The 3221-nt window shown below is 55.5% G+C and carries 3 protein-coding genes; all 3 read left to right on the forward strand.

Going from position 1 to position 3221, the window contains the following annotated elements; genetic code table 11:
* The first annotated feature begins 184 nt into the window (after positions 1-184).
* Positions 185-1312, forward strand: coding sequence for a cupin domain-containing protein (locus AC4IFO_RS22675; protein WP_490737806.1), 1128 nt, complete (start codon positions 185-187; stop codon positions 1310-1312).
* A gap of 160 nt (positions 1313-1472) precedes the next feature.
* Positions 1473-2384: a fumarylacetoacetate hydrolase family protein gene (locus tag AC4IFO_RS22680; RefSeq protein ID WP_219245544.1), complete on the forward strand. Its 912-nt coding sequence runs from the start codon at positions 1473-1475 to the stop codon at positions 2382-2384.
* Between the two features lie 15 nt (positions 2385-2399).
* A partial coding sequence (locus tag AC4IFO_RS22685) for a carbon-nitrogen hydrolase family protein (protein ID WP_490737807.1) occupies positions 2400-3221 on the forward strand: 822 nt, incomplete at its 3' end.

Below are 3221 nucleotides of genomic sequence, written 5' to 3' on the forward strand. Positions count from 1 at the left end.
CGTGCGGATTTATGCGCGTTATCGCGTCCATTACTCTCTGACCCTGCGTGGCTGTTGCATGAGTGTGCCCGCCATGGCTGGGACGTGACATGGCCAGCGCCGTACGAATACGGGCGTCAACAACTGTTACAGCAAGTCAAATCCAACGGGCGCTAGTCGCCCTGTGAATGAGGAGAACGAGCCGATGAACCAGAAATCCCATGACCAATACCGCGAAAGTATTGCAGGGCGCGCGGATGTCGCCGACACCCCAGAACTTGTGGCGTATTACCAAGAGCTCGCGGATTTGAAAACCGGGGCACTGTGGACGGTAGCCAACAAGATTGAGCCGTGGCAGCCGCAGTCGTCTTCGGTACCAGTGTTATGGCGCTACCGTGACTTGCGTGAGCACGTATTACGTTCGGTAGAGCTGGTCACCCCCGAAAAAGCGGGTCGCCGGGTGGTGTATCTCAATAACCCGGGTCGCCAAGATGTGGCGGCGGCCGTGGGTTGGTTGTACTCCGGCTTGCAAGTGATGCACCCGGGGGAAGCCGCCTCGGCCCATGCGCACTCGTCTTCAGCGCTGCGCTTTATTATGGAAGGGTGTGGGGCGTACACCATCGTGGAAGGGCAAAAAATGATGCTCGAAGCGAATGACTTTGTGTTAACCCCAAATGGCACATGGCATGAACACGGCGTGGCGGACGATGGCTTGCCGTGCATTTGGCAGGATGGGTTAGATATCCCGCTGGTCAATGCGCTGGAAGCGGGGTTCTACAAAGTCCACCCTGACTTACACCAAGCTCACACTCACCCCATTGATTACCCTGTTGGGATGTGGGGTGGCACGGCGCTGCGCCCGCACGATATCGGTTGGGATAAACCCTATTCGCCGCTGTTTAAATACCAGTGGGGGCCAACGTATGAGGCACTGCGTCGCGCGGCGAAGGTGGCCGACGGTTCGGTGTTTGATGATGTGCTGATGCATTACACCAACCCCATCACTGGCGGGCACGTGATGCCGACCATCGGTGCGAGCATGCAATTGCTGCGTCCGGGGTTTGTGGGCAAAGCCCATCGTCACACGGGCAGCTTTATTTACCAAGTGGCAAAAGGCCACGGGTATTCAATTATCAACGGGCAACGTTTTGATTGGCAAGAACGTGACATTTTCTGTGTGCCATCGTGGATGTTCCATGAGCACGTGAACACATCGCAAACGGACGATGCGTGCCTGTTCTGCTTTAACGACTTACCGGTGATGCAGTCACTGGGTCTGTATTACGAAGAGGCTTTGGTGGACAACGACGGCCACCAAACCGTGACCGGCTAGAAGGTGAAATCCGGGGGCAAGCAGCGTGCCAGACACCCTCGATAACCTTGCGCTACCGAATTGATTTTATGTGTTTATTTGACTTTTTATTGATTTCGATTAACCGATTTTACGTGAAACAGGCTGACAGCGAGGCGCTGTGAGCTGAGGAGAAAACACCATGCGCTTAATAACTTACCGTTCTGATGTGACCGCCGCGGCCCGTTTGGGCGCCATTGTTGACCACCAAGTGGTGGACTTGGCTCGCCTTGCCGAAGAGCAAGGGCAGTATTTACCAGATAACATGTTGGACTTTATCGATTTAGGGCCACAAGGGGTGCGCGCGGGGACTGAGCTGCTCAATGGCTACGACGGGCAATTCCCGGCGGGAACCGCATGGCCGGTACAAAACGTGAAAATCTTGGCGCCTATTCCGCGTCCGCGTAAAAACATCTTTGGTATTGGGTTGAACTACGTTGAACACGTGGCGGAATCCAGCCGTACTTTGGACACGTCCAAAGAGCTGCCGAAAGAGCCCGTTATTTTCTCCAAGCCACCGACCACAGTGATTGGCCCCGGGGATGCGATTGAACATAATGCCCAAATTACTCAGCAGTTGGATTGGGAAGTGGAACTGGCGGTGATTATGGGCACGCGTGCCAAAGGGGTGGCGGCGAAAGACGCGTTAAATTACGTCTTTGGCTACAGTTTGATGATTGACATGAGCGCCCGTGACTGCCGCCGTGCGGGGCAATGGATTTACTCCAAAGGGCAAGACACCTACGCCCCGTTTGGCCCGTGCATTGTGACGGCGGATGAAATCCCTGACCCGCACACGTTGGATTTAAGCTTGAAGGTCAACGGGGTCACCAAGCAATCCTCCAATACCCGCCACATGCTGTTTAACGTCAATGTGTTGATTGAAGACATCAGCAAGGGTATCACCCTTGAGCCTGGGGATATCATTGCCACGGGGACGCCAGAAGGGGTGGGTGCAGGGCGTTCACCGCAAGAGTGGGTGTGGCCGGGGGATGTGATTGAGGCATACGTGCAAGGCATTGGTGAGCTGCGCCACCCGGTGGTTGCGGTGTAAACAAGGAGCAAGGCCATGTTGAACTTAGCACAATTTAAAGCGGCGGCCGTGCAAGCGGCGCCCGTGTTTCTCGATACCAGCGCCACCGTCGATAAAGTGTGCCGCTTGATAGAAGAAGCGGCGGACAACGGCGCCAAATTGGTGGCGTTCCCGGAAGTGTTTGTGTCGGGCTACCCGTATTGGAGTTGGGTGATGAACCCGATTGACGGCAGCCCGTGGTTTGAAAAACTGTGCAAATCCGCCATTGAAGTACCGGGGCCGGAAATTCAAAAAATCGCTCACGCCGCGGCACGCCACCGTATCAATGTGGTGATTGGGGTCAATGAGCGCAACCCGCACGGCATCGCCACCTTGTATAACACCTTGGTGACTATTTCCGATGAGGGCATCATTCTCGGTCGTCACCGCAAATTGGTGCCAACGTGGGCAGAAAAGCTGACGTGGGCAAACGGGGATGCATCGTCATTGAAAGTGCACCAAACCAGCGTGGGGCCTCTGGGGGCGTTGGCGTGTGGGGAAAACACCAACACCTTGGCGCGCTTTGCGTTACTGGCGCAAGGGGAGCTCGTGCACATTGCCAGCTATATTGCGCTGCCTGTGGCACCCAAAGACTACGACATGGCGGAGGCCATCCGTCTAAGAGCATCCGCACATTGCTTTGAAGGTAAGGTCTTCACCATTGTTTCGTGTTCGACGGTGTCTGAGGAGATTATCGAGGCAATGTCCGAGAGCCACCCTGAGGCACGTGAGCTGTTAGCCCGTCCAAACAGTGCCTTTTCGGGCATTATCGGCCCAGATGGCCGCGTGGTTGGCGAACCGCTGATTGATAAAGAAGGG

This window comes from Providencia sp. UF-224 (assembly GCF_058245955.1).

Bases quoted from the DNA above. Each gene is read 5' to 3' on its own strand.
- AC4IFO_RS22675 (WP_490737806.1), top strand. From the start codon at position 185: ATGAACCAGAAATCCCATGACCAATACCGCGAAAGTATTGCAGGGCGC.
- AC4IFO_RS22680 (WP_219245544.1), top strand. From the start codon at position 1,473: ATGCGCTTAATAACTTACCGTTCTGATGTGACCGCCGCGGCCCGTTTG.